The organism is Pseudomonas putida (genome assembly GCF_030159595.1).
In the GTDB taxonomy this organism is placed as follows: domain Bacteria; phylum Pseudomonadota; class Gammaproteobacteria; order Pseudomonadales; family Pseudomonadaceae; genus Aquipseudomonas; species Aquipseudomonas putida_AC.
In genome coordinates this window covers 132,177-154,371 of sequence record NZ_BSKJ01000008.1, presented here as the reverse complement: position 1 = coordinate 154,371, position 22,195 = coordinate 132,177, and the positions used below count along the sequence as shown (strand labels likewise).

21 protein-coding genes and 1 tRNA gene are annotated in these 22,195 nt (G+C 61.9%); 13 read left to right on the top strand and 9 right to left on the bottom strand.

From position 1 onward, the window contains the following. Positions 1-83 precede the first annotated feature (83 nt). Together QQL85_RS18795 and QQL85_RS18790 are read right to left on the bottom strand one after the other, a co-directional pair. A complete protein-coding gene (locus QQL85_RS18795; RefSeq protein ID WP_264387346.1) occupies positions 84-1,190 on the bottom strand; it encodes a GlxA family transcriptional regulator in 1,107 nt (368 codons plus the stop codon). Positions 1,191-1,701: 511 nt separating this feature from the next. Further along, entirely contained in the window at positions 1,702-3,078 is a 1,377-nt protein-coding gene (locus tag QQL85_RS18790) for an L-serine ammonia-lyase (RefSeq protein WP_284355431.1), read from the bottom strand. A gap of 453 nt (positions 3,079-3,531) precedes the next feature. On the opposite strand from QQL85_RS18790, the gene QQL85_RS18785 reads away from it, so the two are divergent. From QQL85_RS18785 to choV, 3 genes are all read left to right on the top strand, one after another. After that, the gene (locus QQL85_RS18785) at positions 3,532-4,479 is read left to right on the top strand and encodes a choline ABC transporter substrate-binding protein (protein WP_284355430.1); all 948 of its coding nucleotides are present in this window, start codon (positions 3,532-3,534) and stop codon (positions 4,477-4,479) included. An 81-nt stretch (positions 4,480-4,560) separates the two neighbouring features. After that, positions 4,561-5,409, top strand: a complete 849-nt coding sequence (choW, locus tag QQL85_RS18780) for a choline ABC transporter permease subunit (protein WP_174244689.1) — start codon at positions 4,561-4,563, stop codon at positions 5,407-5,409. Then, on the top strand, positions 5,406-6,584 hold the full coding sequence (gene choV / locus QQL85_RS18775) for a choline ABC transporter ATP-binding protein (RefSeq protein WP_019471303.1): 1,179 nt from the start codon (positions 5,406-5,408) through the stop codon (positions 6,582-6,584). The genes choW and choV overlap by 4 nt, the downstream gene beginning before the upstream one ends. 36 nt (positions 6,585-6,620) lie before the next feature. Here the strand turns inward: choV and hisF are convergent, their stop codons facing one another. The 6 genes from hisF to QQL85_RS18745 all read right to left on the bottom strand — a co-directional run bounded on the left by hisF (position 6,621) and on the right by QQL85_RS18745 (position 11,491). After that, complete coding sequence (gene hisF / locus QQL85_RS18770) at positions 6,621-7,391, bottom strand: imidazole glycerol phosphate synthase subunit HisF (protein WP_013970495.1); 771 nt, start codon at positions 7,389-7,391, stop codon at positions 6,621-6,623. A gap of 10 nt (positions 7,392-7,401) precedes the next feature. Then, positions 7,402-8,139 carry a 1-(5-phosphoribosyl)-5-[(5-phosphoribosylamino)methylideneamino]imidazole-4-carboxamide isomerase gene (gene hisA / locus QQL85_RS18765; protein WP_016714501.1) on the bottom strand — a complete coding sequence of 246 codons (738 nt, stop codon included), beginning with the start codon at positions 8,137-8,139 and terminating at the stop codon, positions 7,402-7,404. A 27-nt stretch (positions 8,140-8,166) separates the two neighbouring features. Beyond that, positions 8,167-8,427, bottom strand: coding sequence for a DUF2164 domain-containing protein (locus QQL85_RS18760; RefSeq protein WP_274082274.1), 261 nt, complete (start codon positions 8,425-8,427; stop codon positions 8,167-8,169). Further along, positions 8,428-9,066 (bottom strand): imidazole glycerol phosphate synthase subunit HisH, encoded by a 639-nt coding sequence (gene hisH / locus QQL85_RS18755; RefSeq protein WP_016714499.1) that lies wholly within the window; start codon positions 9,064-9,066, stop codon positions 8,428-8,430. Further along, on the bottom strand, positions 9,067-9,660 hold the full coding sequence (gene hisB, locus QQL85_RS18750) for an imidazoleglycerol-phosphate dehydratase HisB (protein ID WP_009682881.1): 594 nt from the start codon (positions 9,658-9,660) through the stop codon (positions 9,067-9,069). A gap of 169 nt (positions 9,661-9,829) precedes the next feature. Continuing rightward, on the bottom strand, positions 9,830-11,491 hold the full coding sequence (locus tag QQL85_RS18745) for an OFA family MFS transporter (protein WP_284355429.1): 1,662 nt from the start codon (positions 11,489-11,491) through the stop codon (positions 9,830-9,832). A gap of 247 nt (positions 11,492-11,738) precedes the next feature. Here QQL85_RS18745 and QQL85_RS18740 point away from each other — a divergent pair, with 247 nt between their 5' ends. From QQL85_RS18740 to QQL85_RS18715, 6 genes are all read left to right on the top strand, one after another. Next, the gene (locus QQL85_RS18740) at positions 11,739-13,973 is read left to right on the top strand and encodes an AsmA family protein (protein WP_284355428.1); all 2,235 of its coding nucleotides are present in this window, start codon (positions 11,739-11,741) and stop codon (positions 13,971-13,973) included. Beyond that, positions 13,970-15,037: an A/G-specific adenine glycosylase gene (gene mutY, locus QQL85_RS18735; protein ID WP_284355427.1), complete on the top strand. Its 1,068-nt coding sequence runs from the start codon at positions 13,970-13,972 to the stop codon at positions 15,035-15,037. The genes QQL85_RS18740 and mutY overlap by 4 nt, the downstream gene beginning before the upstream one ends. Continuing rightward, positions 15,034-15,306: an oxidative damage protection protein gene (locus tag QQL85_RS18730; RefSeq protein ID WP_086976938.1), complete on the top strand. Its 273-nt coding sequence runs from the start codon at positions 15,034-15,036 to the stop codon at positions 15,304-15,306. Before mutY ends, QQL85_RS18730 begins: the two co-directional genes overlap by 4 nt. Positions 15,307-15,396: 90 nt before the next feature. After that, positions 15,397-15,472 (top strand) — tRNA-Phe (locus QQL85_RS18725). A gap of 170 nt (positions 15,473-15,642) precedes the next feature. Beyond that, complete coding sequence (ppk2, locus tag QQL85_RS18720; protein WP_284355426.1) at positions 15,643-16,623, top strand: polyphosphate kinase 2; 981 nt, start codon at positions 15,643-15,645, stop codon at positions 16,621-16,623. A 59-nt stretch (positions 16,624-16,682) separates the two neighbouring features. Continuing rightward, positions 16,683-17,126 (top strand): hypothetical protein, encoded by a 444-nt coding sequence (locus QQL85_RS18715; RefSeq protein WP_284355425.1) that lies wholly within the window; start codon positions 16,683-16,685, stop codon positions 17,124-17,126. Positions 17,127-17,192: 66 nt separating this feature from the next. Here QQL85_RS18715 and gabP read toward each other — a convergent pair whose 3' ends face one another. Then, a complete protein-coding gene (gene gabP / locus QQL85_RS18710) occupies positions 17,193-18,578 on the bottom strand; it encodes a GABA permease (protein WP_284355424.1) in 1,386 nt (461 codons plus the stop codon). Positions 18,579-19,220: 642 nt separating this feature from the next. On the opposite strand from gabP, the gene QQL85_RS18705 reads away from it, so the two are divergent. Genes QQL85_RS18705 through QQL85_RS18690 form a run of 4 tightly spaced genes read left to right on the top strand, consistent with a single transcriptional unit; the run spans position 19,221 to position 22,194 of the window. Next, positions 19,221-19,994: an ABC transporter ATP-binding protein gene (locus QQL85_RS18705; protein WP_003255746.1), complete on the top strand. Its 774-nt coding sequence runs from the start codon at positions 19,221-19,223 to the stop codon at positions 19,992-19,994. Positions 19,995-20,005: 11 nt separating this feature from the next. Next, complete coding sequence (locus QQL85_RS18700) at positions 20,006-20,758, top strand: ABC transporter substrate-binding protein (RefSeq protein WP_284355423.1); 753 nt, start codon at positions 20,006-20,008, stop codon at positions 20,756-20,758. A gap of 54 nt (positions 20,759-20,812) precedes the next feature. Beyond that, the gene (locus QQL85_RS18695) at positions 20,813-21,505 is read left to right on the top strand and encodes an ABC transporter permease (RefSeq protein WP_284355422.1); all 693 of its coding nucleotides are present in this window, start codon (positions 20,813-20,815) and stop codon (positions 21,503-21,505) included. Continuing rightward, positions 21,505-22,194, top strand: a complete 690-nt coding sequence (locus QQL85_RS18690; RefSeq protein ID WP_012270083.1) for an ABC transporter permease — start codon at positions 21,505-21,507, stop codon at positions 22,192-22,194. Before QQL85_RS18695 ends, QQL85_RS18690 begins: the two co-directional genes overlap by 1 nt. The last annotated feature ends 1 nt before the right edge of the window (position 22,195 follow it).

The following is a 22,195-nucleotide window of genomic DNA, read 5'->3' as shown; positions in this document are numbered from 1 at the left end:
CGCTCCCACAGGTATCGCACCGCTTTTGAATCCGGTGCAGTACCTCTGGGAGCGGGCTTGCCCGCGAAGAGGCCAGTGCTGTTTCAGAGCCTTACACTGGCAAACGTCGACTCGTTGCGCGCCTGGCTCAGGGCCGCCATCGGCCCGCTGTGCGGCGACAGGGTCATGGCCTGCGGAATCGGCATCATCGCCACCTGCTGCGCGGTATTGGAGCCCACGCGCTCGTCACGCGGCGGAATGCCGAAGTACTCGCGGTAGCACTTGGAGAAGTGCGGTGTGGACACAAAGCCGCACACCGACGCCACTTCGATGATCGACATGGGCGTCTGTTTAAGCAACTGCCGCGCGCGGATCAGGCGCAGCTTCAGGTAGTAACGCGATGGCGAGCAATGCAGGTACTTCTGGAACAGCCGCTCAAGCTGCCGACGCGAAACCGACACATACACCGCCAGCTCGTCCAGGTCGATCGGCTCTTCGAGGTTGGCCTCCATGAGCGCGACGATTTCCTGCAGCTTCGGCTGGTTGGTGCCGAGCATGTGCTTGAGCGGCACACGCTGGTGGTCCTGCTCGTTGCGGATGCGCTCGTAGACGAACATCTCGGAGATGGCCGCCGACAGTTCGCGGCCATGGTCGCGGCTGATCAGGTGCAGCATCATGTCCAGCGGCGCGGTGCCGCCAGAGCTGGTGAAGCGGTTGCGGTCGAGGGTGAACAGGCGGGTGCTCATGTTTACCCGCGGGAAGGCCTCCTGCATCGCGGCCAGGCATTCCCAGTGCACGCTGCAATCGAAGCCGTCGAGCAGACCGGCACAGGCCAGTGCCCAGCTGCCGGTACACACCGCGCCCAGACGGCGCGACTGGCGCGCCTGAGATTGCAGCCAGGTAACGTGTTCGCGGGTGACCGAACGCTGAATGCCAACACCACCGCAGACAATCACGGTATCGATAGGCGGTGCATTGTTGATTGCAGCGTCCGGGGTGATCTGCAGGCCATCGCTGGCCCACACCTGGCCGCCATCGACGGTCAGGGTGTGCCAGCGGTACAGCTCGCGACCGGACAGCTGGTTGGCCATGCGCAGCGGCTCCACGGCCGACGCCAGGGAAATCAGGGTGAAATTGTCCAATAGAAGAAACCCGATGGACTGGGGTGCTGTGCGGTTCTGGGTTGGGTTCCCGGAGGTGTACGACGTCATCGCGATTTCTCCTCACACAAATGCAGGGCGTGCCTCAGGCGGGCACTGATTTCTTGTTATGGCCCCGGTTCATGTGCTGGGGCTTGGTTGCCAATCTCAACGCAAACGCCGTGCCTGAAATTGAACGGCTGTACAAAAAAACCTGAAAACGACGCCTTTGCTCGGCAAATCAGGTGCTTTGATCGAGTTGGCCTGGTGTACGCAAACGGGCGTGCTAGGCGCCGTGCGTGTAACGGCTGAGCAATTTGGTGACACGCACAGTGTAGGTTGCCCAGAAACGACACTCTTGAGTGTCACCGACAATACAGGCACTGATAACGACACCCGACGATCGGTAGGCGTCGCTTGCACCATCAGGGAGCATAGGTGATCAAGTTGCACCTGCATTAACCTCAAGGGCCCCTTCGCGGGTAAACCCGCTCCCACAGGTACAGCATCACCTGTGAGGGCAATGCAGTACCTGTGGGAGCGGGTTTACCCGCGAAGGGGCCCTTGAGGGCGGATCAAGCAATCAGCATTCGATAGCGCTGACCGCCAGGCCACCGCGCGAGGTCTCTTTGTACTTGTCGTGCATATCGGCGCCGGTGTCGCGCATGGTGCGGATCACCTGATCGAGGGAGATAAAGTGTTCGCCGTCACCGCGCAGGGCCATCTGCACTGCGTTGATGGCCTTTACTGCCGCAATCGCATTGCGCTCGATGCACGGCACCTGTACCAACCCGCCGACCGGGTCGCAAGTCAGGCCAAGGTTGTGCTCCAGGGCGATTTCAGCGGCGTTTTCCACCTGTGGCGGGGTGGCGCCAAGCACTTCGGCCAAGCCAGCAGCGGCCATGGCGCAAGCGGAGCCAACCTCGCCCTGGCAACCCACCTCGGCACCAGAAATCGACGCGTTCTTCTTGCACAGGATGCCCACGGCGGCGGCAGCCAGGAAGTAGTCGACCACGCTGGACTCGTTCACCTCATCGCTGAAGCGCATGTAGTAGTGCAACACGGCCGGGATGATGCCGGCCGCGCCATTGGTGGGCGCGGTAACCATGCGCCCGCCGGCGGCGTTCTCTTCGTTGACCGCCAGGGCGAACAGGTTCACCCACTCCATGGCGCTCATCGTCGAGCCGATCACGTTAGGCTTGCCGATCTCCTGCAGGCTGCGGTGCAGCTTGGCGGCGCGGCGGCGCACGTTCAGCCCGCCGGGCAGCGTGCCCTCGTATTTAAGGCCGTTGTTGACGCATTCCTGCATGGCTTCCCAGAGCTTGTACAGGCCAGCGCGGATTTCTTCCTCGCTGCGCCAGACCTTCTCGTTGGCCATCATCAATTGCGACACGCTGAGGTCGTTTTGCTTGCACAGGCGCAGCAGTTCGGCAGCGCTGTTGAAGTCGTACGGCAGCACCGTTTGGTCGGCATCCAGCACACCGCTGGCGGCCTGGGCGGCATCGACCACAAAGCCGCCACCCACCGAGTAGTAAGTGTCGCGGTGCAACTCGCCTTGCTCGCCTTCGGCAATCAGGGTCATGGCGTTGGGGTGATACGGCAGGTTCTCGTCCAACAGCAGCATGTCGCGGGCCCAGACGAACTCGATGGGCAGGCGGCTATCCAGCTGCAAGATGTTGGTTTCGCGCAGGTCGGCGATACGCGGCACGATCTGGGTCGGGTCAATGGCGTCGGGCCACTCGCCCATCAGCCCCATGACCGTGGCGTTGTCGGTGCCGTGACCGATGCCGGTGGCCGACAGCGAGCCGTACAGGCGCACTTCGATCCGTTTTACACGTTCCAGCTCGCCGCGTTCGCGCAGGCCCTGAACGAACAGGGCGCCAGCACGCATGGGGCCGACGGTGTGGGAGCTGGAGGGCCCGACACCGATCTTGAACAGGTCGAACACGCTGATGGCCATTGTCGAATCACCTCTTGCTGGGCTTGTCTCTGCGCGCCATGCGCAGGGCGGGGCAGCTGCTAGGCTCAAACAGCGGGCCGCCTTGAATGCCAGCATCATCGGGCTTTTACCGCACCCCTCGCCGTCTGCAACCGACGTACTTTTGTCCAGCAGCGCCGCGCTGTTTTTGTGTGGGAAGTGGCCCTCGCCACGCCGCTTTCCGGCGGCCTGGTGACGCAAAAATGCGGCCGAGGGGGTGGATAAATCCATAAGCGACATCGCCCTTACTGGATACGACCCGTTCCGTACTGGATACGACCCTACCAGTAGGCGATTGCCCGGCGCTGGAGGATTATCGAAAGCGACTCGTAAAGCACGGCCACGCATCCTGCCCTCTGCAGGCCTGGTCGACCGGACCCTCAGAACGCCCGGCGACCCACGCGAACCCGAAGACAAAATCACAGGAGTCCATCCATGAAAGGTTCACCCTCGCTGTTGCTGGTTGCGTTGCTGTCCGCGCCTTTGCTGGCCCAGGCCGCCGAGCCCGAGCAGTGTCAGACGGTACGTTTCTCCGATGTCGGCTGGACTGACATCACAGTCACGACCGCGACCACCAGCGTTGTGCTTGAAGCACTGGGTTACAAAACCCACACCACCATGATCTCGGTACCGGTGACCTACAAGTCGCTGGCCACCGGCAAGGACCTGGACGTGTTTCTCGGCAACTGGATGCCGACCATGGAGAACGACATCAAGCAGTACCGCGATGCCGGCACCGTAGAAACGGTGCGCGCCAACCTGGAAAACGCCAAGTACACCTTGGCCGTGCCCCAGGCGCTGTACGACAAGGGCCTGAAAGATTTCGCCGACATTCCCAAGTTCAAGAAGGAACTGGACAGCAAGATCTACGGCATCGAGCCCGGCAACGATGGCAACCGCACCATCCAGAGCATGATCGACAAGAACGCCTTCGGCCTGAAAGACGCCGGTTTCAAGATCGTGCAATCGAGCGAGGCCGGCATGCTGTCGCAGGTCGACCGCGCGCAGAAACGCGGCGAGGCCCTGGTGTTCCTGGGCTGGGAACCGCACCCGATGAACACCCGTTTCAAGATGCAGTACCTGACCGGCGGGGACGAGTTCTTCGGCCCCGACTTCGGCAAGGCAACCGTGTTGACCAATACCCGCAAGGGCTATGCACAGGAATGCAGCAACGTTGGCCAGCTGTTGAAGAACCTGTCGTTCGAGCTCAAGGATGAAAGCACCATGATGGGCTATGTCCTGGACGACAAGATGAAACCCGAGGCCGCCGCCAAGAAATGGCTCAAGGACAACCCGGGCAAGCTGGATGCCTGGCTGGCCGGCGTGACCACCGTGGATGGCAAACCGGGCCTTGAGGCGGCCAAGGCCAAGCTCACGCAATAACGAAATTCGCAATAGCGCTACCTCGGGGCAGGACCGTGCCTGCCCCGGGTTGATTTCAATCTATGCAGGTGGAAGCTCGCTATCATGCTTATCGATCAGAAAATACCCCTGGGGCAGTACATCGCCTCATTTGTCGAGTGGTTGACCCAGAACGGCGCCAACTATTTCGATGCTATCGCCCAAGGCCTGGAATTCATGATTCATGGTGTCACCAGTGCCCTGACCTGGTTCAACCCATTCGTCCTGATTGCCCTGTTTGCCGCCCTCGCGCATCTGATCCAGCGCAAATGGGCGCTGACCGTGTTCGTTGCCCTGTCGTTCCTGCTGATCCTCAACCTGGGTTACTGGCAGGAAACCATGGAAACCCTGGCGCAGGTGACCTTCGCCACGGTGGTGTGCGTGGTGATCGGCGTGCCGCTGGGCATCCTTGCCGCGCATAAACCGATGTTCTATACCGCCATGCGGCCGGTACTGGACTTGATGCAGACGGTGCCGACCTTCGTTTACCTGATCCCCACCCTGACCCTGTTCGGCCTGGGCGTGGTGCCGGGGCTGATCTCTACGGTGGTGTTCGCCATCGCCGCGCCTATCCGCCTGACCTACCTGGGCATCTGCGACGTGCCCCAAGAGCTGATGGACGCCGGCAAGGCCTTCGGCTGCTCCCGTCGCCAGTTGCTCACCCGCATCGAACTGCCGCACGCGATGCCAAGCATCGCCGCCGGCGTCACCCAGTGCATCATGCTGTCGCTGTCGATGGTGGTCATTGCCGCCCTGGTCGGCGCTGACGGCTTGGGCAAACCTGTGGTCAACGCACTGAACACCGCCGATATCTCCCTGGGCTTCGAAGCGGGCCTGGCGATCGTGCTGCTGGCGATCATGCTCGACCGTATCTGCAAGCAACCGGAACTGCCGGTAAGGGGTGAGGCATGAGCATCATTCGTTTCGAAGACGTCGACGTCATCTTCTCCAACAAGCCACGCGAGGCGCTGTCGCTGCTGGACCAAGGCAAGACTCGCGAGCAGATCCTCAAGCAGACAGGCCTGGTGGTGGGCGTCGAAAAGGCCAACCTGGATATCAACAAGGGCGAGATCTGCGTGTTGATGGGCCTGTCCGGTTCGGGCAAGTCGAGCCTGCTGCGCTGCATCAACGGCCTGAACACCGTCAGCCGCGGCAAGTTGTTCGTCGAGCACGAAGGCAAGCACATCGACATTGCCCACTGCACCCCGGCCGAGCTGAAGATGATGCGCACCAAGCGCATTGCCATGGTGTTCCAGAAATTCGCCCTGATGCCCTGGCTGACGGTGCGCGAGAACATCAGCTTTGGCCTGGAAATGCAGGGCCGTCCGGAAAAAGAGCGGCGCAAGCTGGTCGACGAGAAGCTTGAGCTGGTGGGCCTGACCCAGTGGCGTAACAAGAAGCCGGACGAGCTGTCTGGTGGCATGCAACAGCGTGTGGGCCTGGCCCGGGCGCTGGCGATGGATGCCGACATCCTGCTGATGGACGAACCGTTCTCGGCCCTCGACCCACTGATCCGCCAGGGCTTGCAGGACGAACTGCTGGGCCTGCAAGCCAAGCTGAGCAAGACCATCGTGTTCGTCAGCCACGACCTGGACGAAGCGCTGAAGTTGGGCACCCGCATTGCGATCATGAAGGATGGGCGGATCATCCAGTACAGCAAGCCGGAAGAGATCGTGCTCAACCCGGCCGACGAGTATGTGCGTACCTTCGTTGCCCACACCAACCCGCTGAACGTGCTGTGCGGCCGCAGCCTGATGCGCAGCCTGGACAACTGCAAGCGGGTCAATGGCTCGGTGTGTCTGGACCCGGGTATCGACTCGTGGCTGGACCTGGGCGAAGGAGGCGCGCTCAAGCGTGCGCGCCAGGGCCAGAACGGGCTGGACATGCAGAACTGGGCACCGGGGCAGGATGTGGAGCTGCTGGAACGCAGGCCGACCGTGGTGCACGCCGACATCGGCATGCGCGAGGCGCTGCAGATTCGTTATCAGACGGGCAACAAGCTGGTGTTGCAGGATAACGACCGGGTGGTGGGGATTCTTGGGGATACCGAGCTTTATCACGCGCTGCTCGGCAAGAATCACGGTTGAAGCAATTGGGGCCGCTTTGCGGCCCCAATCAATGGTTCAGCGAACGACGATGCCCCGGGAAGCCATGTAGGCCTTGGCCTCAGGCACCGTGTACTCACCAAAGTGGAAGATACTGGCCGCCAGCACCGCGCTGGCATGCCCTTCCAGAATGCCGTCGGCCAGGTGCTGCAGGTTACCCACGCCACCCGAGGCAATCACCGGAATACCCAGCGCATCACTGATGGCGCGGGTAACGCCCAGGTCAAAGCCGTTTTTCATGCCGTCCTGGTCCATGCTGGTCAGCAGGATCTCGCCAGCACCCAGGCCTTCCATCTTCTTCGCCCACTCGACTGCATCCAGCCCGGTCGGCTTGCGCCCGCCGTGGGTGAAGATTTCCCAGCGCGGTTCTTCACCCGGCCCGGACACCTTCTTGGCATCGATAGCCACAACGATGCACTGCGAACCGAAACGGTCCGCCGCCTCGCCCACGAACTCCGGGTTGAACACCGCCGCCGTGTTGATCGACACCTTATCGGCACCGGCATTGAGCAGGTTGCGAATGTCCTGCACGGTACGCACGCCACCGCCCACGGTCAGCGGGATGAACACCTGGCTGGCCATGCGCTCGACGGTATGCAAGGTGGTGTCGCGGCCATCGACGCTGGCGGTGATGTCGAGGAAGGTGATTTCGTCAGCACCCTGCTCGTCGTAGCGACGGGCGATTTCCACCGGGTCGCCGGCATCACGGATGTTCTCGAACTTGACGCCCTTGACCACCCGGCCGTTGTCCACGTCCAGGCAAGGGATGATGCGCTTGGCCAGTGCCATGGTTCAGTCCTCAGCCTTGGTAGTTGTCGCAGAAGGCCTGGGCCTCGGCGACATCGAGGGTGCCTTCGTAGATGGCACGGCCGGTGATGGCGCCGATGATGCCGGGGGCCTTGGCGTCCAGCAGGGCCTTGATGTCGCCCAGGTTGTGGATGCCGCCCGAGGCGATCACCGGAATACGGGTGGCTTCAGCCAGGGCCTTGGTGAACGGCACGTTGCAGCCCTGCATCATCCCGTCCTTGGCGATGTCGGTGTAGACGATCGACGACACGCCATCCGCCTCGAAGCGCTTGGCCAGGTCGATAACCTGTACCGCGCTGACTTCGGCCCAGCCATCGGTGGCAACGAAGCCGTCTTTGGCATCCAGGCCAACAATGACCTTGCCCGGGAAGGCCTTGCACGCTTCGGCCACGAACTCAGGCTCTTTAACCGCCTTGGTGCCGATGATGACGTAGCTGACACCAGCCTTGACGTAGTGCTCGATGGTTTCCAGCGAACGGATGCCGCCGCCAATCTGGATCGGCAGGGTCGGGTAGCGCTTGGCGATGGCGGTGACCACCTCACCGTTGACCGGCTGGCCTTCGAAGGCGCCGTTGAGGTCGACCAGGTGCAGGCGGCGGCAACCACCCTCGACCCACTTGGCGGCCATGCTCACCGGGTCGTCGGAAAATACCGTGGAGTCTTCCATGCGGCCCTGGCGCAGGCGCACGCAGGCACCGTCCTTCAGATCGATAGCGGGGATAATCAGCATCTTGGGAACCTGTCTGTTCTTAGGGTTTCAGGGCTTTTCGAGCGCCCACAGATCGCTTTCGATGCTCTCGAACCGCTCCTTGAGGTGCAGCTGAACATCGGCAATCGCCCTGTTGTAGTAATGGGGTGCAATTTCTTTGCTGAAGAGATCAAGGACCTCGGCCACCTCGAACGACCCCAACTGCAGCTCGAAACGGTCTTCGAGAAAGCGCTTGAGCGTGTCGAGCGCGTCGCGCTCCTGCTCGGGGGCCAGGGTAATGACCGGGGCCTTGGTCTTCGATCTGCTCATTTACCAGCGCCCATCCCAGGCGACGAAGTTCTGCAGCAGCTGCAGGCCATGGGTATGGCTCTTCTCCGGGTGGAACTGCACGGCAAAGCGCGAGCCATCAGCCAGCGCAGCGGCGAAATCGACACCGTAATGGCCGCGGCCGACTACCTGGCCCGGCTTGCCGGCATTGATGTAGTAGCTGTGCACGAAGTAGAAACGCGCACGGTCGGGGATGTCGTGCCACAGCGGGTGGTCGATGGTCTGGCCCACTTCGTTCCAGCCCATGTGCGGCACCTTGAGGTGCTCGCCGTCTTCTTTCAGGTCTTTGCCGAAAAAGCGCACCTGGCCGGGGAACAGACCAATGCAGTCGACACCGTCGTTCTCTTCGCTGTGCTCCAGCAGTGCCTGCATGCCAACGCAGATGCCGAGGAACGGCCGGTCCTGACTCACTTCGCGCACCAGGCTGTCGAAGCCCAAGCGGCGGATTTCGGCCATGCAGTCGCGAATCGCACCTACGCCAGGGAACACCACACGGTCAGCTTCACGAATGACCGCAGCGTCGCTGGTGACCAGCACCTTGCCAGCGCCAACGTGCTCAAGCGCCTTGGCCACCGAGTGCAGGTTGCCCATGCCATAGTCGATTACAGCTACCGTCTGCATTTACAGGCACCCTTTGGTGGACGGCATCTGCCCGGCCATGCGCTCATCGAGGGTCACAGCCATGCGCAAGGCGCGGCCGAATGCCTTGAACACGGTTTCGATCTGGTGGTGGGTGTTGTGGCCACGCAGGTTGTCGATGTGCAGGGTGACCAGGGCGTGGTTGACGAAGCCCTGGAAAAACTCCTGGAACAGGTCGACATCGAAGCCACCGACGCTGGCACGGGTGTACGGCACATGCATCTGCAGGCCTGGGCGGCCGGAGAAGTCGATGACCACGCGCGACAGTGCTTCGTCCAACGGCACATAAGCGTGGCCGTAGCGGAAGATGCCTTTCTTGTCACCGATAGCCTGGGCAAATGCCATACCCAGGGTGATACCGACGTCTTCGACGGTATGGTGATCGTCGATATGCGTGTCACCCTTGCACTCGATATCCAGATCGATCAGCCCATGGCGAGCGATCTGGTCCAGCATGTGTTCAAGGAAAGGCACACCGATATCGAATCGGGCCTTGCCACTGCCATCGAGGTTGATCGAGCACTTGACCTGGGTTTCCAGGGTATTGCGCTCGACGGAAGCCTTACGTTCGACCATCACCAGCTCCGCAAAATCATTGGGCGAAAAGGGCTCCATTATAGGCCCAGAACGCGCCAGCTTGAAACGCGGATGACATATGGCAAAGCGAGGAATTACGCGGGCTGGATGCCGCTACAGGTCTATACAACCGGGTGATTGGGGCTGCATTGCAGCCCCCGCCCTAACATCAATGGAACAGTACCGCCGTCTTCTGCAGGGTAATCCACACGCCCCAGGCCAGCGGCACAACCACCACCGCCCAGGCCAGCAGCACCAGCGGCAGGCTCCCCGGCGCTGCCTTCCACTCCAACGACCGCGCGCTGTCGGCGCCCTTGTCATGGCTCAACGCCCGCTCGGCCGCCAGTTCGGCATCGCTCATGAAGTGCTTGTCGGCCACCGGGCGTACCAGCATGTTGCAGACAAAGCCCAGCACCAGCAGGCCCGCGAGGATGTACAAGGTCATGTCGTAAGCCGCTGCCCGCTCCACCCCCGCCGCCAACTGAGACTCGCGCAGGTAAGTGATCAACACCGGCCCCAGCACCCCCGCCGCCGCCCAGGCAGTCAGCAGACGACCATGAATAGCACCGACCATCTGCGTGCCGAACAAGTCAGCCAGGTACGCCGGCACGGTCGCAAAACCACCGCCATACATCGAAAGGATGATGCAGAACGCGGCCACGAACAGCGCCACGTTACCCAGGTGCCCCATGTTCGGCACCAGGCTGTACAAGCCCACGCCCAAGGCGAAGAAAGCGAAGTAGGTGTTCTTGCGGCCGATGTAGTCGGAGAACGACGCCCAGAAGAACCGCCCGCCGATGTTGAACAGGCTCAACAGGCCGGTGAAGCCGGCGGCGATCGCGGCAATCTGTGCCAGCTGAGCCGCATTCAGCTCACTGAAGGTCAGCTCGTTGCCCAGCAATTTGCCCGCGAACACTTCCTGCAGCAGTGGCGATGCCATGCCGAGAATGCCGATGCCCGCCGACACGTTCAGGCACAGCACCAGCCAGATCAAGGCGAATTGCGGGGTTTTCCAGGCCACACTGACGTGCACATGGCGGTCGGTGACCATGGCATTGCCGGCTTTCTTGGCCGGTGCGACCCAGCCTTCGGGCTTCCAGCCAGTTGGCGGCACGCGGTAAGCCAGGGCGCCAGCGGTCATGAATACAAAGTAGATCGCCGCCATGGCGACGAAGCTTTGCCATACGCCCACTTCGTGCTCATTGCCAAAGTGCCCCATCAGCGCAGTGGCCAGTGGCGCACCCACCATGGCGCCGCCGCCGAAGCCCATGATCGCCATGCCGGTGGCCATGCCACGTTTGTCAGGGAACCATTTGATCAGGGTCGACACGGGCGAGATATAGCCCAGGCCCAGGCCGATACCGCCGATCACACCGGAGCCCAGCCACATCAGCCACAGCTGGTGGGTTTTCACGCCAATGGCCGAGATCAGCATGCCGCCGCACCAGCACAGCGCCGAGACCAAGCCGGCCTTGCGCGGGCCGGCATGCTCAAGCCAGCCACCCAGCACGGCCGCCGAGCAACCCAGGAAAACAAAGAACAGGGTATAGACCCAGCTCAGCATCGAGATTGGCCAGTCGCATTCGGCACTGAACATACGGGCCATGAAGCCCATGTCCGCCGCGCAAGCGACAGGCGCGGTGATGCCGAGAGCTTGAGAAAGGGGCAACCAGAATACCGAAAAGCCATAGGCCATGCCGATGCACAGGTGAATGGCCAGGGCGGCTGGCGGGACCAGCCAGCGATTGAAGCCCGGGCGGGCGATGATGCGTTCCTTCGACAGGAAGCCAGGCGCACTGGCCGCAGAGCCGGTCGCGACGGTACTGGTCATGGATCTGATCCTTTTTATAGGGGGGCTCGCAAAGCGGCGCAAGGGTAGCAGCATCAAGTAGCGTGAACGCAATCTGATATCGTTCATTTTTGCCTGGCTGAAACGGTCATGTTTGCCTGTCGAAAGCCGTACCATCTGCTGCAAGCGTAAGAAATGCCCTGTATCTCTGGTCGAATACGCAGGGACAACCACTGCGGCGTTATACTCTGCCGCCTGAATTTCACTAACGGACTACAAGGACTCGCCCATGAAAGCGTTCGGCAAAATCCTGGGACTGGGGCTTCTCGGGTTGCTGCTGATCATCGTGGCGCTGGGCTTCGCCCTGACCCACCTCTTTGATCCCAACGACTACAAAGACGAGATTCGCCAGCTGGCACGCGACAAGGCTCACGTCGAGCTGACCCTCAACGGAGATATCGGCTGGAGCCTGTTCCCGTGGCTGGGCCTGGAGCTTCACGAAGCGAGCATCGCTACCCTGGCCAAGCCCAAGGAGCCGTTCGCCGACCTGCAGATGCTCGGCCTGTCTGTACGTGTGCTGCCCCTACTGCGCCGTGAAGTGCAGATGAGCGACGTGCGCGTTGAAGGCCTGAACCTTACGCTGGCCCGTGACGAACACGGTCATGGCAACTGGGAAGACATCGGCAAGCCGCTGCCCGCGCAAAACGGCACCCCAGCCGGTGCACCCGCCGAGCAGAAGCCGGCACCTGCAGAGGGCAACGATCGTGCCGTCAAGCTGGACATCGACAGCCTGACCGTGAACAACGCCAGCGTGCAGTACACCGATGCCAAGACCGGCCAAAGCTACAGCGCCGAGAGCATCCAGCTGAGCACCGGTCCAGTCCACGAAGGCGCTAATATTCCGCTCAAGGCCAGCGCCTTCATCAGCGCCAGCGAGCCGAACATCAAGGCCCGTACCGAGCTGGCCGGTGAACTGCGCTTCGACCGCAAGCTCAAACGCTACAACTTCGAAGACATGCGCCTGTCGGGCGAAACCTCGGGTGAGCCGACCGGCGGCAAATCCGTGACCTTCGCTGCACAAGGCCAGTTGCTGCTGGATATGGCTGCCAATGTCGCCTCCTGGAACGGCCTGAAAGTCTCGGCCAACCAGCTGCGCGCCCTGGGCGAGCTGAACTTGCGCGACCTGGACAAGGCGCCACAACTGAGCGGCGGCCTGTCCATCGCCCAGTTCAACCTGCGCACCTTCCTCGACAGCATCGGCCGCCCGCTGCCGGCCACCAACGACCCGGCAGCCTTCACCAAGCTGGAACTGGTCACCCGCCTGCAGGGCACGCCGAACAGCCTGGCCCTGGAAGACTTGGCGGTAAAACTGGATGACAGCACCTTCAGCGGTCGCGTGGCCGTGGAAGACTTCGCCAAGCAGGCCCTGCGCCTGCAGCTCAAGGGCGATACCTTTGACGCCGACCGCTACTTGCCAGCCAAGAGCGAGGAGGCCAAGGGTGCCACTGCGGCACGCCAGGCCGAGGTCAAGCAACAGGAAGCCAGCGCCGTGGCCGGTGCCGGTACTACGCCGCTGCCTAATGCCCCGACACAAGTGGCCTGGAGTGACGACAAGCTGCTGCCGGTCGACCGCCTGCGTGCCCTCGACCTGCAAGCCGACCTGGCCTTTGGCTCGCTGACCCTGGACAAGCTGCCGATCGAGGACGCTCAGCTCAAAGCCATCGGCCAAGGCGGCCTGCTGACCCTGCAAACCCTGCGCGGCGAGCTGTACAACGGCACCTTTGAGGCCAAGGGCACAGTCGACGTGCGCCCTGCGGTGCCACAACTGGGCGTGAACACCAATATCCAGCGAGTGCCGGTAGAGCACTTCATCAAGACCGAAGGCAAGGAGCAGACGCCACCGGTCAAGGGCCTGCTGACCCTGACCAGCGACCTGACCGCCACCGGCAACAGCCAGAAGGCTCTGGTCGACACCCTCAATGGCAACGCCAACTTCACCATCAACGACGGCGTGCTGGTCAATGCCAACCTCGAACAGCAGCTGTGCCAGGCCATCGCCACGCTCAACCGCAAAACCCTGAGCGGCGAGCCACGCGGCAAGGACACCCCGTTCCAGGAACTGCGCGGCAGCCTGGTGGTGCGCAATGGCGTTGCCAGCAACCCGGACCTCAAGGCGCGCATCCCGGGCCTGACCGTGAACGGTAACGGCGACCTCGACCTGCGCGTGCTGGGCATGGACTACAACATCGGCGTGATCGTCGAAGGCGACCAACGCGCCATGCCGGACCCGGCCTGCCAGGTCAACGAACGCTATGCCGGCGTTGAAGTACCCCTGCGTTGCCGTGGCCCGCTGGAACTCGGCGCCAAGGCCTGCCGCCTGGATCAGGCCGGCATGGGCAAGGTTGCCGCCAAGCTGGCCGGCAACCGCCTGAAAGACAAGGTGGATGAAAAAATCGAAGAAAAACTTGGAGACAAAGTGAGCCCGGAAGTGAAAGACGCGCTCAAGGGGCTGTTCAAGCGATGAGCCCCGAGCAGTTCTCCAGCGCTGTGCTGGATTGGTATGACGAGCACGGCCGGCACGACCTGCCCTGGCAACAGGGCATCACCCCGTACCGGGTGTGGGTGTCGGAAATCATGTTGCAGCAGACCCAGGTCAGCACCGTGCTCAACTACTTCGACCGCTTCATGCAGGCCCTGCCGACCGTGCAGGCCCTGGCCGAGGCGCCGGAAGACGAAGTGCTGCACCTGTGGACGGGGCTGGGCTATTACACCCGGGCGCGCAACCTGCAAAAGGCCGCCAGGATCGTCGTCGAGCAACATGGCGGCGAATTCCCACGCAGTGTCGAGCAGCTTACCGAGCTGCCCGGCATCGGCCGCTCCACTGCCGGCGCCATTGCCAGCATCAGCATGGGCATCCGCGCACCGGTCCTCGACGGCAACGTCAAACGCGTACTGGCCCGCTACACCGCACAGGCCGGCTACCCCGGCGAACCCAAGGTGGCCAACCAGCTGTGGGCCACGGCCGAGCGTTTCACCCCGCAACAGCGCGCCAACCACTACACCCAGGCGATGATGGACATGGGGGCCACGCTGTGCACCCGCAGCAAGCCCAGCTGCCTGATCTGCCCGCTGCAGCGAGGCTGCGAAGCGCACCTGCACGGTGAAGAAACCCGCTACCCCGAGCCCAAGCCACGCAAGGCGCTACCGCAGCGGCGCACGCTGATGCCATTGCTGGCCAACCACGAAGGCGCCATCCTGCTTTATCGCCGCCCATCCAGTGGGCTGTGGGGGGGGTTGTGGAGCCTGCCGGAGCTGGACGAAATCGCCCAGCTCGACGACCTGGCTTACCAGCACGGCCTGCGCCTGGCTGACAGCCACGCCATGGAAAGCCTGACCCACACCTTCAGCCACTTCCAGCTGGCGATCGAGCCTTGGCTGGTGCGCGTCGACTTGGTCGGCCAGCACATGGCCGAGGCCGACTGGCTCTGGTATAACCTCGCCACCCCGCCACGCCTGGGCCTCGCCGCCCCGGTCAAAAAGCTGCTCAAACGCGCAGCCGACGAACTGAATGCAGGAGACGCCCGATGACCCGCACCGTGATGTGCCGCAAGTACAATGAAGAACTGCCAGGCCTGGAACGCCCGCCCTACCCCGGTGCCAAGGGCCAGGACATCTTCGAACACATCTCGCAAAAAGCCTGGGCCGACTGGCAGAAGCACCAGACCATGCTGATCAACGAAAAGCGCCTGAACATGATGAACGCCGAGGACCGCAAATTCCTCCAGGCCGAGATGGACAAGTTTTTCGCCGGCGAAGAATACGCGCAGGCGGAAGGCTACGTTCCACCCGCCGAATGACCCCAAAAATCGTAAGCGACGGAATTAATTTAAAATTTTTTCAAAAAGTCGTTGACGAGCGGTCCGGAAATCTATTTAATTCACCTCGTCGCCCAGATAGCTCAGTCGGTAGAGCAGAGGATTGAAAATCCTCGTGTCGGCGGTTCGACTCCGTCTCTGGGCACCACCTTCAAGCTTCTGGTGGTTGCAAAGTTACCCGAAGCGACAACAAGAAACCCGCCTAGTGCGGGTTTTTTGTTGTCTACAATTTCTGCTCATTGACCAGCATCAAATAGCCAGCATTCGCCCACCTTCAGAATCAGAGACGGACATCCGAATCGATCAGCAAGGACCTCCATGAGCGAAGAATCTCCCCTCCTGCTCCCCGCCCCTAGCGAACCCGCCACCAATCCAGTCCGCACCCGGCGCCCACGCCAGCGCAAGCCGGAACCGACGATCACCACCATCAGCCAGCAACCCGCCGCACTGGAAGTGGCCACCGCCCCCAAGGGCAGCAACGAAGACAGCACCTCGGCGCGCCTACCAGCCAGCTACCCCTACCGCACCCGCCTGCGTCGTCAGGACTACGAAAAGACCAAGCATGCGCTGCAGATCGAGCTGCTGAAGGTACAAAGCTGGGTGAAGGAAACCGGCCAGCGCGTGGTGATCCTGTTCGAAGGCCGCGATGCCGCAGGCAAGGGCGGCACCATCAAGCGCTTCATGGAACACCTCAACCCACGCGGCGCACGCATCGTTGCCCTGGAGAAGCCCTCCGAACAGGAACAGGGCCAGTGGTATTTCCAGCGTTACATCCAGCACCTGCCCACCGCAGGCGAAATGGTGTTCTTCGACCGCTCCTGGTACAACCGCGCCGGGGTCGAGAAGGTGATGGAGTTCTGCACGCCGCTGCAGTACCTGGAGTTCATGCGCCAAGCCCCGGACCTGGAGCGCATGCTGTGCAACAGCGGAATTCTGCTGTTCAAGTACTGGTTTTCGGTAAACCGCGAAGAACAACTGCGCCGCTTCATCTCGCGCCGCGACGACCCGCTCAAGCACTGGAAGCTGTCCCCCATCGACATCAAGTCGCTGGACAAGTGGGAAGACTATACCGCCGCCAAGGAGGCGATGTTCTTCCACACCGACACCGCCGATGCGCCATGGACGGTAATCAAGTCCGATGACAAGAAGCGTGCGCGGATCAACTGCATCCGCCACTTCCTGCACTCGCTGGACTACCCGGGCAAGGACCATAACGTGGCCCATGCGCCAGATGAACTGCTGGTCGGCAGGGCATCGCGCGGGTTCGAAGAGGATGAGCCGGCTCCACTGGCGAGTTGAAACGCCGAGGCAGCTGCGCTTCAATACGCGCAATTTCCGCCCCCCCAAGGATTCACCCCATGGCCACCCCTACCAAGCAACAGAAACGCGCCAAGCGCGCCGCCAGCAAGGCCAAGCAGAACCGCATGGTACGCAGCGGCCAAGCGGTGAAAGCCAGTGCCGGCGACAGCGCCAGCGTCGAGCAGGTGTACAACAAGGCCATGGAGTCGGGCAGCTACGACGCGATGTTCAACAAGATGAAGGAAGCTCAGGAGGGCGGCCTGGTACCGATGATCTCGGTATTCCTGGTAGACCCGCTGCTGGCCTTGGTGCTCAAGGGGCACAAGGAAGAACACGCCACCGACTACATCGTGCTGGTGTTCACCGCCTACCGCAAATGGCTGGACGGCGCCGACGAAGAGGCCACCATGGCCTGGCTGGAGAGCGACGAGTTCCAGGATGCCTACATCGCCGCGTCCGAACTGGTGGCCAAGCAGCAGCAACAGCAGAAACAGTTTGGCTGATAGGGCCAGAACAAAAAAGGCCGCACCCTTCACAGGGCGCGGCCTTTTCATTTCAGTCAGCGCGGATCAGTTATCCAGCGCCACCCGCCCGGCAGCTTCACGCTTGCGGTGCACCAGCAAGCCAGCCGCCACCACACCGATGCTCAGCAGCGCGGTCGCGATGATCTCCGCACGGTGATCCTCACGCAGCGCCATTACCACCAGAATGGCAACGATGAAGGCAATGGTCGCCCAGGTCAGCCCCGGGAACAGCCACATCTTGAAGGTGATCTTCTCGCCGCGGGCTTCACGCTGAGCACGCATGCGCAGCTGCGATACAGCAATCACCAGGTACACCAGCAGCGCAATGGCGCCAGAGCTGGCCAACAGGAACTCGAACACCTGGGCCGGGGCCACGAAGTTGGCGAACACGCAGAGGAATGCCGCTGCGGTAGACATCAAAACCGCCACATGCGGCGTCGCTGCCTTGGTGGTGCGCTGGGCGATGGCCGGGGCGTCGCCACGCTTGCTCAGCGAGAACAGCATGCGCGAGGAGGTGTACAGCGCCGAGTTCAGGCAGCTGGTCACGGCAATCAGCACAACGATGTCGACGATCAGCTTGGCATTCGGCACGCCGATGCGGCTCAGCACGGTCTGGTAGGAACCGGTCTCGGCCAGGGCCGGGTCGTTCCACGGCACCAGGGCCACCACCAGGAAGATCGACACCAGGTAGAACAGGCAGATACGCCAGATCACCGAGTTGGTGGCGCGGCTGATCTGCTTGCCCGGGTCCTTCGACTCAGCAGCGGCGATGGTGACGATTTCAGTACCCATGAACGAGAACATGGTGGTCAGCATGGCTGCCAGCACTGCGCCCAAGCCGTTAGGCATGAAGCCTTGGGTATCGAACAGGTGGCTGGCACCGCTCACCTGGCTGTTCGGTACAAAGCCGAACATGGCAGCGCAGCCCACGGCGATGAAGCCAATGATCGCCAGCACCTTGAGCAGGGCGAACCAGAACTCGAACTCGCCGTAGTTCTTCACGCTGCACAGGTTGGTCAGGGTCAGTGCCAGGGTAATGATGAGGGAGAACGCCCACAGGTCGACCGCAGGGAACCAGGCATGCAGGATGGCGGCGGCGGCGTTGGCCTCCAGCGGAATCACCAGCACCCAGAACCACCAGTACAGCCAGCCAATGGTGAAGCCGGCCCAACGGCCGATGGCGCGGTCGGCATAGGTCGAGAACGAACCGGTGTCTGGCGAAGCGACCGCCATTTCACCCAGCATGCGCATCACCAGCACGACCAGCGTACCGGCGGCGGCGTATGCCAGCAGCACGGCCGGGCCGGCAGCAGCGATAGCGTGGCCGGAGCCTACGAACAGGCCGGCACCGATGACGCCAGCAATGGACAGCATGGTGACATGCCGTTGTTTGAGCCCCTGAGCGAGGTCATTGGAATTGTTACCGCTCATTGAAACTACCTTTGTAAGGAGTGGACCACTCCGACTGCGGGTACGGAGCGCGCCAGGGGTTGACCTAGGCGTCGCTGCAATCGGCGGTTTCCTACTGGCAATAAGCGCGCCATGTGCTGAATGCATTCGTCAGAAAATTCTGCAGGCCCTTTAAGTCAAGGTTTGGAGGGCTTTCGGCCACACCCTGACCGAAAGGGCGCCAAATCATCGGATTACTGAAATACCCACTTACAAACGCACCAAAGGTGCTCCCCGGTAACACCTATGCACTACCGCAATGCAAAAAAGCGCAACCCACAGGTACAACCCGATCACCTCAGTGGGGCCTTGGCGGGTAACCCCGCCCCCACAAGGATCGTCTGGCCTATAAGTCAGGTTTACCCCGCGAAAGGTCTAAAACCGCTTCCATGAGCCGACCAAAGCTGGCACCATCGCGCCTTTTTTCATCAAGGCTCTGGTGCTGGGCGACACCTTCGCGGACATCTGCGCGACGTTACGCTGTAGCGATGCGACAAACTGCCCCACCAGTGCCCCGAGTCCCTAGCGACCCTGTTGGCCGCCATAATGCCGCTATGCTAGCTTGGCGCACGCCAGGAAGGCCGCCAACAGCTGGGAACGCACCCGAACACATGAGGACCGCACATGGCTCAGGCCACGCCCGCGCTGGAAATCCGCAATCTGCACAAACGCTACGGCGAGCAGGAAATTCTCAAGGGTATTTCGCTGACCGCTCGCGACGGTGACGTGATCTCCATCCTGGGGTCGTCCGGCTCCGGCAAGTCCACCCTGCTGCGTTGCATCAACCTGCTCGAAAACCCACACCAGGGTGAAATCCTGGTGGCCGGCGAAGCCCTCAAGCTCAAGGCCGCCAAAAACGGCGACCTGATCGCTGCCGACAACCGCCAGATCAACCGCCTGCGCAGCGAAATCGGCTTTGTCTTCCAGAACTTCAACCTGTGGCCGCACATGTCGATTCTCGACAACATCATCGAGGCGCCACGCCGCGTGCTCGGCCAAAGCAAGGCCGAGGCCATCGAAGCCGCCGAAGCCCTGCTGAACAAGGTCGGCATCTACGACAAACGCCACAGCTACCCCGCCCAGCTTTCAGGTGGCCAGCAACAGCGCGCCGCCATTGCCCGTACCCTGGCCATGAAGCCCAAGGTCATCCTGTTCGACGAGCCCACCTCGGCGCTCGACCCGGAAATGGTCCAGGAAGTGCTTAACGTTATCCGCGCATTGGCCGAAGAAGGCCGTACCATGCTGCTGGTCACGCACGAGATGAGCTTTGCCCGCCATGTGTCCAGTGAAGTCGTCTTCCTGCACCAGGGCCTGGTAGAAGAGCAGGGATCGCCGCAACAGGTCTTCGAAAACCCGACCTCGGCGCGTTGCAAGCAATTCATGTCCAGCCACCGCTAACGGAGCAATACATGCACACTTACAAGAATTTCCTCCTGGCAGCTGCTGCCACGCTGGTGATGTCGGCAAACGCCATGGCCGCAGAAAAACTGCGCATGGGCATCGAAGCCGCCTACCCACCGTTCAACAACAAGGATGCCAGCGGTAACGTGGTCGGCTTCGACAAAGACATCGGCGACGCCCTGTGCGCCAAGATGAAAGTCGAGTGCTCGGTCGTCACCTCCGACTGGGACGGCATCATCCCGGCCCTGAACGCCAAGAAGTTCGACTTCCTGGTGTCGTCGCTGTCGATCACCGACGAGCGCAAGCAGGCCGTGGACTTCACCGAGCCGTACTACTCCAACAAGCTGCAATTCATCGCGCCGAAAAACGTCGACTTCAAGACTGACAAAGAGTCGCTGAAAGGCAAGTCGATCGGCACCCAGCGCGCTACCCTGGCCGGTACCTACCTGGAAGACAACTTCAAGGGCGTCGACGTCAAGCTGTACGACACCCAGGAAAACGCCTACCTGGACCTGGTGTCCGGCCGCATCGACGGCATCCTGGCTGACAAGTACGTGCAGTACGAGTGGCTGAAGAGCAAAGACGGCTCGAACTTCGAGTTCAAAGGCGAGCCGGTGATGGACAGCGACAAGATCGGCATTGCCGTGCGCAAAGGTGACACCAAGCTGCGCGACGACCTGAACAAAGCCTTGGCAGAAATCAAAGCCGACGGCACGTACAAGAAGATCAACGACAAGTACTTCCCGTTCAGCATCGAATGACCCGCCCTGACCGGCGCGCCCGCGTGGCGCGCCGGTCCCTAAAATGACCTGCCCATGAATATCGACCTGCACGGATTCGGTCCGGCCATGATGGCCGGCACCCTGATGACCGTAAAACTGGCGCTTTGCGCCTTGCTGCTGGGGCTGGTGCTGGGCCTGCTCGGCGCCCTGGCCAAGACCTCCCCGGTCAAGCCGCTGCAATGGCTTGGCGGCTTCTACTCGACCCTGGTTCGCGGCGTGCCCGAACTGCTGTGGGTGCTGCTTATCTATTTCGGCACCGTCGGGCTGATGAACAGCCTCGGCGAAGCCCTGAACATGCCGGGCCTGGAGCTCAGCGCCTTCGCTGCTGGCGTCATCGCCCTGGGCCTGTGCTTCGGCGCCTATGCCACCGAAGTCTTCCGTGGCGCCATCCTGGCGATCCCCAAGGGCCACCGTGAAGCGGGCCTGGCGCTGGGCCTTTCCAAGGGCCGCATCCTCTCGCGGATCATTTTGCCGCAGATGTGGCGCATCGCCCTGCCCGGCCTTGGCAACCTGTTCATGATCCTGATGAAGGACACCGCACTGGTGTCGGTGATCGGCCTGGAAGAAATCATGCGTCACTCGCAAATCGGCGTGACCGTGACCAAAGAGCCGTTCACCTTCTACATGGTCGCGGCGTGCATCTACCTGGGCCTGACCGTCATCGCCATGACCGGCATGCACTTCATGGAAAAACGCGCCGCTCGCGGCTTTGCGAGGGCTGAATAATGAATTGGGAAGTCATCTTCAAATGGCTGCCACGCCTGGCCGAGGGCGCAACCCTGACCCTGGAGCTGGTGGCCATTGCGGTGGTTGCCGGTTTGATCCTGGCCATCCCGCTGGGCATCGCCCGCTCCTCGCGCCACTGGTATGTGCGCGCCGTGCCGTTCAGCTACATCTTCTTCTTCCGTGGCACGCCGCTGCTGGTGCAGCTGTTCCTGGTCTACTACGGCCTGGCGCAGTTCGATGCCGTGCGTTCGAGTTCGCTGTGGCCGTACCTGCGCGACCCGTTCTGGTGCACGGTGCTGACCATGACCCTGCACACCGCCGCGTACATCGCCGAGATCCTGCGCGGCGCGCTGCAATCGATCCCCAAAGGTGAGATCGAAGCGGCACGGGCGCTGGGCATGTCGCGGGGCAAGGCGCTGTTCTACATCATGCTGCCACGTGCTGCGCGCATTGGCCTGCCGGCCTACAGCAACGAAGTGATCCTGATGCTCAAGGCCAGTGCGCTGGCCAGTACCGTGACCCTGCTGGAGCTGACCGGCATGGCCCGTACCATCATTGCCCGTACCTACCTGCCGGTGGAGATCTTCTTTGCCGCAGGCGTGTTCTACTTGGTGATCTCGTTCTTGCTGGTGCAAGGTTTCAAGCTGCTGGAACGCTGGTTGCGCGTCGACGCCTGCCAGGGTCGCTGAA

Excerpts from the sequence above, each read along its gene's own strand:
- QQL85_RS18795 (WP_264387346.1), bottom strand. The coding sequence starts at position 1,190 with ATGACGTCGTACACCTCCGGGAACCCAACCCAGAACCGCACAGCACCC.
- QQL85_RS18690 (WP_012270083.1), top strand. The coding sequence starts at position 21,505 with ATGAATTGGGAAGTCATCTTCAAATGGCTGCCACGCCTGGCCGAGGGC.
- QQL85_RS18730 (WP_086976938.1), top strand. The coding sequence starts at position 15,034 with ATGACCCGCACCGTGATGTGCCGCAAGTACAATGAAGAACTGCCAGGC.
- mutY (WP_284355427.1), top strand. The coding sequence starts at position 13,970 with ATGAGCCCCGAGCAGTTCTCCAGCGCTGTGCTGGATTGGTATGACGAG.
- QQL85_RS18695 (WP_284355422.1), top strand. The coding sequence starts at position 20,813 with ATGAATATCGACCTGCACGGATTCGGTCCGGCCATGATGGCCGGCACC.
- hisB (WP_009682881.1), bottom strand. The coding sequence starts at position 9,660 with ATGGTCGAACGTAAGGCTTCCGTCGAGCGCAATACCCTGGAAACCCAG.
- hisH (WP_016714499.1), bottom strand. The coding sequence starts at position 9,066 with ATGCAGACGGTAGCTGTAATCGACTATGGCATGGGCAACCTGCACTCG.
- QQL85_RS18715 (WP_284355425.1), top strand. The coding sequence starts at position 16,683 with ATGGCCACCCCTACCAAGCAACAGAAACGCGCCAAGCGCGCCGCCAGC.
- QQL85_RS18760 (WP_274082274.1), bottom strand. The coding sequence starts at position 8,427 with ATGAGCAGATCGAAGACCAAGGCCCCGGTCATTACCCTGGCCCCCGAG.
- ppk2 (WP_284355426.1), top strand. The coding sequence starts at position 15,643 with ATGAGCGAAGAATCTCCCCTCCTGCTCCCCGCCCCTAGCGAACCCGCC.
- QQL85_RS18785 (WP_284355430.1), top strand. The coding sequence starts at position 3,532 with ATGAAAGGTTCACCCTCGCTGTTGCTGGTTGCGTTGCTGTCCGCGCCT.
- gabP (WP_284355424.1), bottom strand. The coding sequence starts at position 18,578 with ATGAGCGGTAACAATTCCAATGACCTCGCTCAGGGGCTCAAACAACGG.
- hisF (WP_013970495.1), bottom strand. The coding sequence starts at position 7,391 with ATGGCACTGGCCAAGCGCATCATCCCTTGCCTGGACGTGGACAACGGC.
- QQL85_RS18700 (WP_284355423.1), top strand. The coding sequence starts at position 20,006 with ATGCACACTTACAAGAATTTCCTCCTGGCAGCTGCTGCCACGCTGGTG.
- QQL85_RS18790 (WP_284355431.1), bottom strand. The coding sequence starts at position 3,078 with ATGGCCATCAGCGTGTTCGACCTGTTCAAGATCGGTGTCGGGCCCTCC.
- QQL85_RS18745 (WP_284355429.1), bottom strand. The coding sequence starts at position 11,491 with ATGACCAGTACCGTCGCGACCGGCTCTGCGGCCAGTGCGCCTGGCTTC.
- choV (WP_019471303.1), top strand. The coding sequence starts at position 5,406 with ATGAGCATCATTCGTTTCGAAGACGTCGACGTCATCTTCTCCAACAAG.
- QQL85_RS18705 (WP_003255746.1), top strand. The coding sequence starts at position 19,221 with ATGGCTCAGGCCACGCCCGCGCTGGAAATCCGCAATCTGCACAAACGC.
- hisA (WP_016714501.1), bottom strand. The coding sequence starts at position 8,139 with ATGCTGATTATCCCCGCTATCGATCTGAAGGACGGTGCCTGCGTGCGC.
- QQL85_RS18740 (WP_284355428.1), top strand. The coding sequence starts at position 11,739 with ATGAAAGCGTTCGGCAAAATCCTGGGACTGGGGCTTCTCGGGTTGCTG.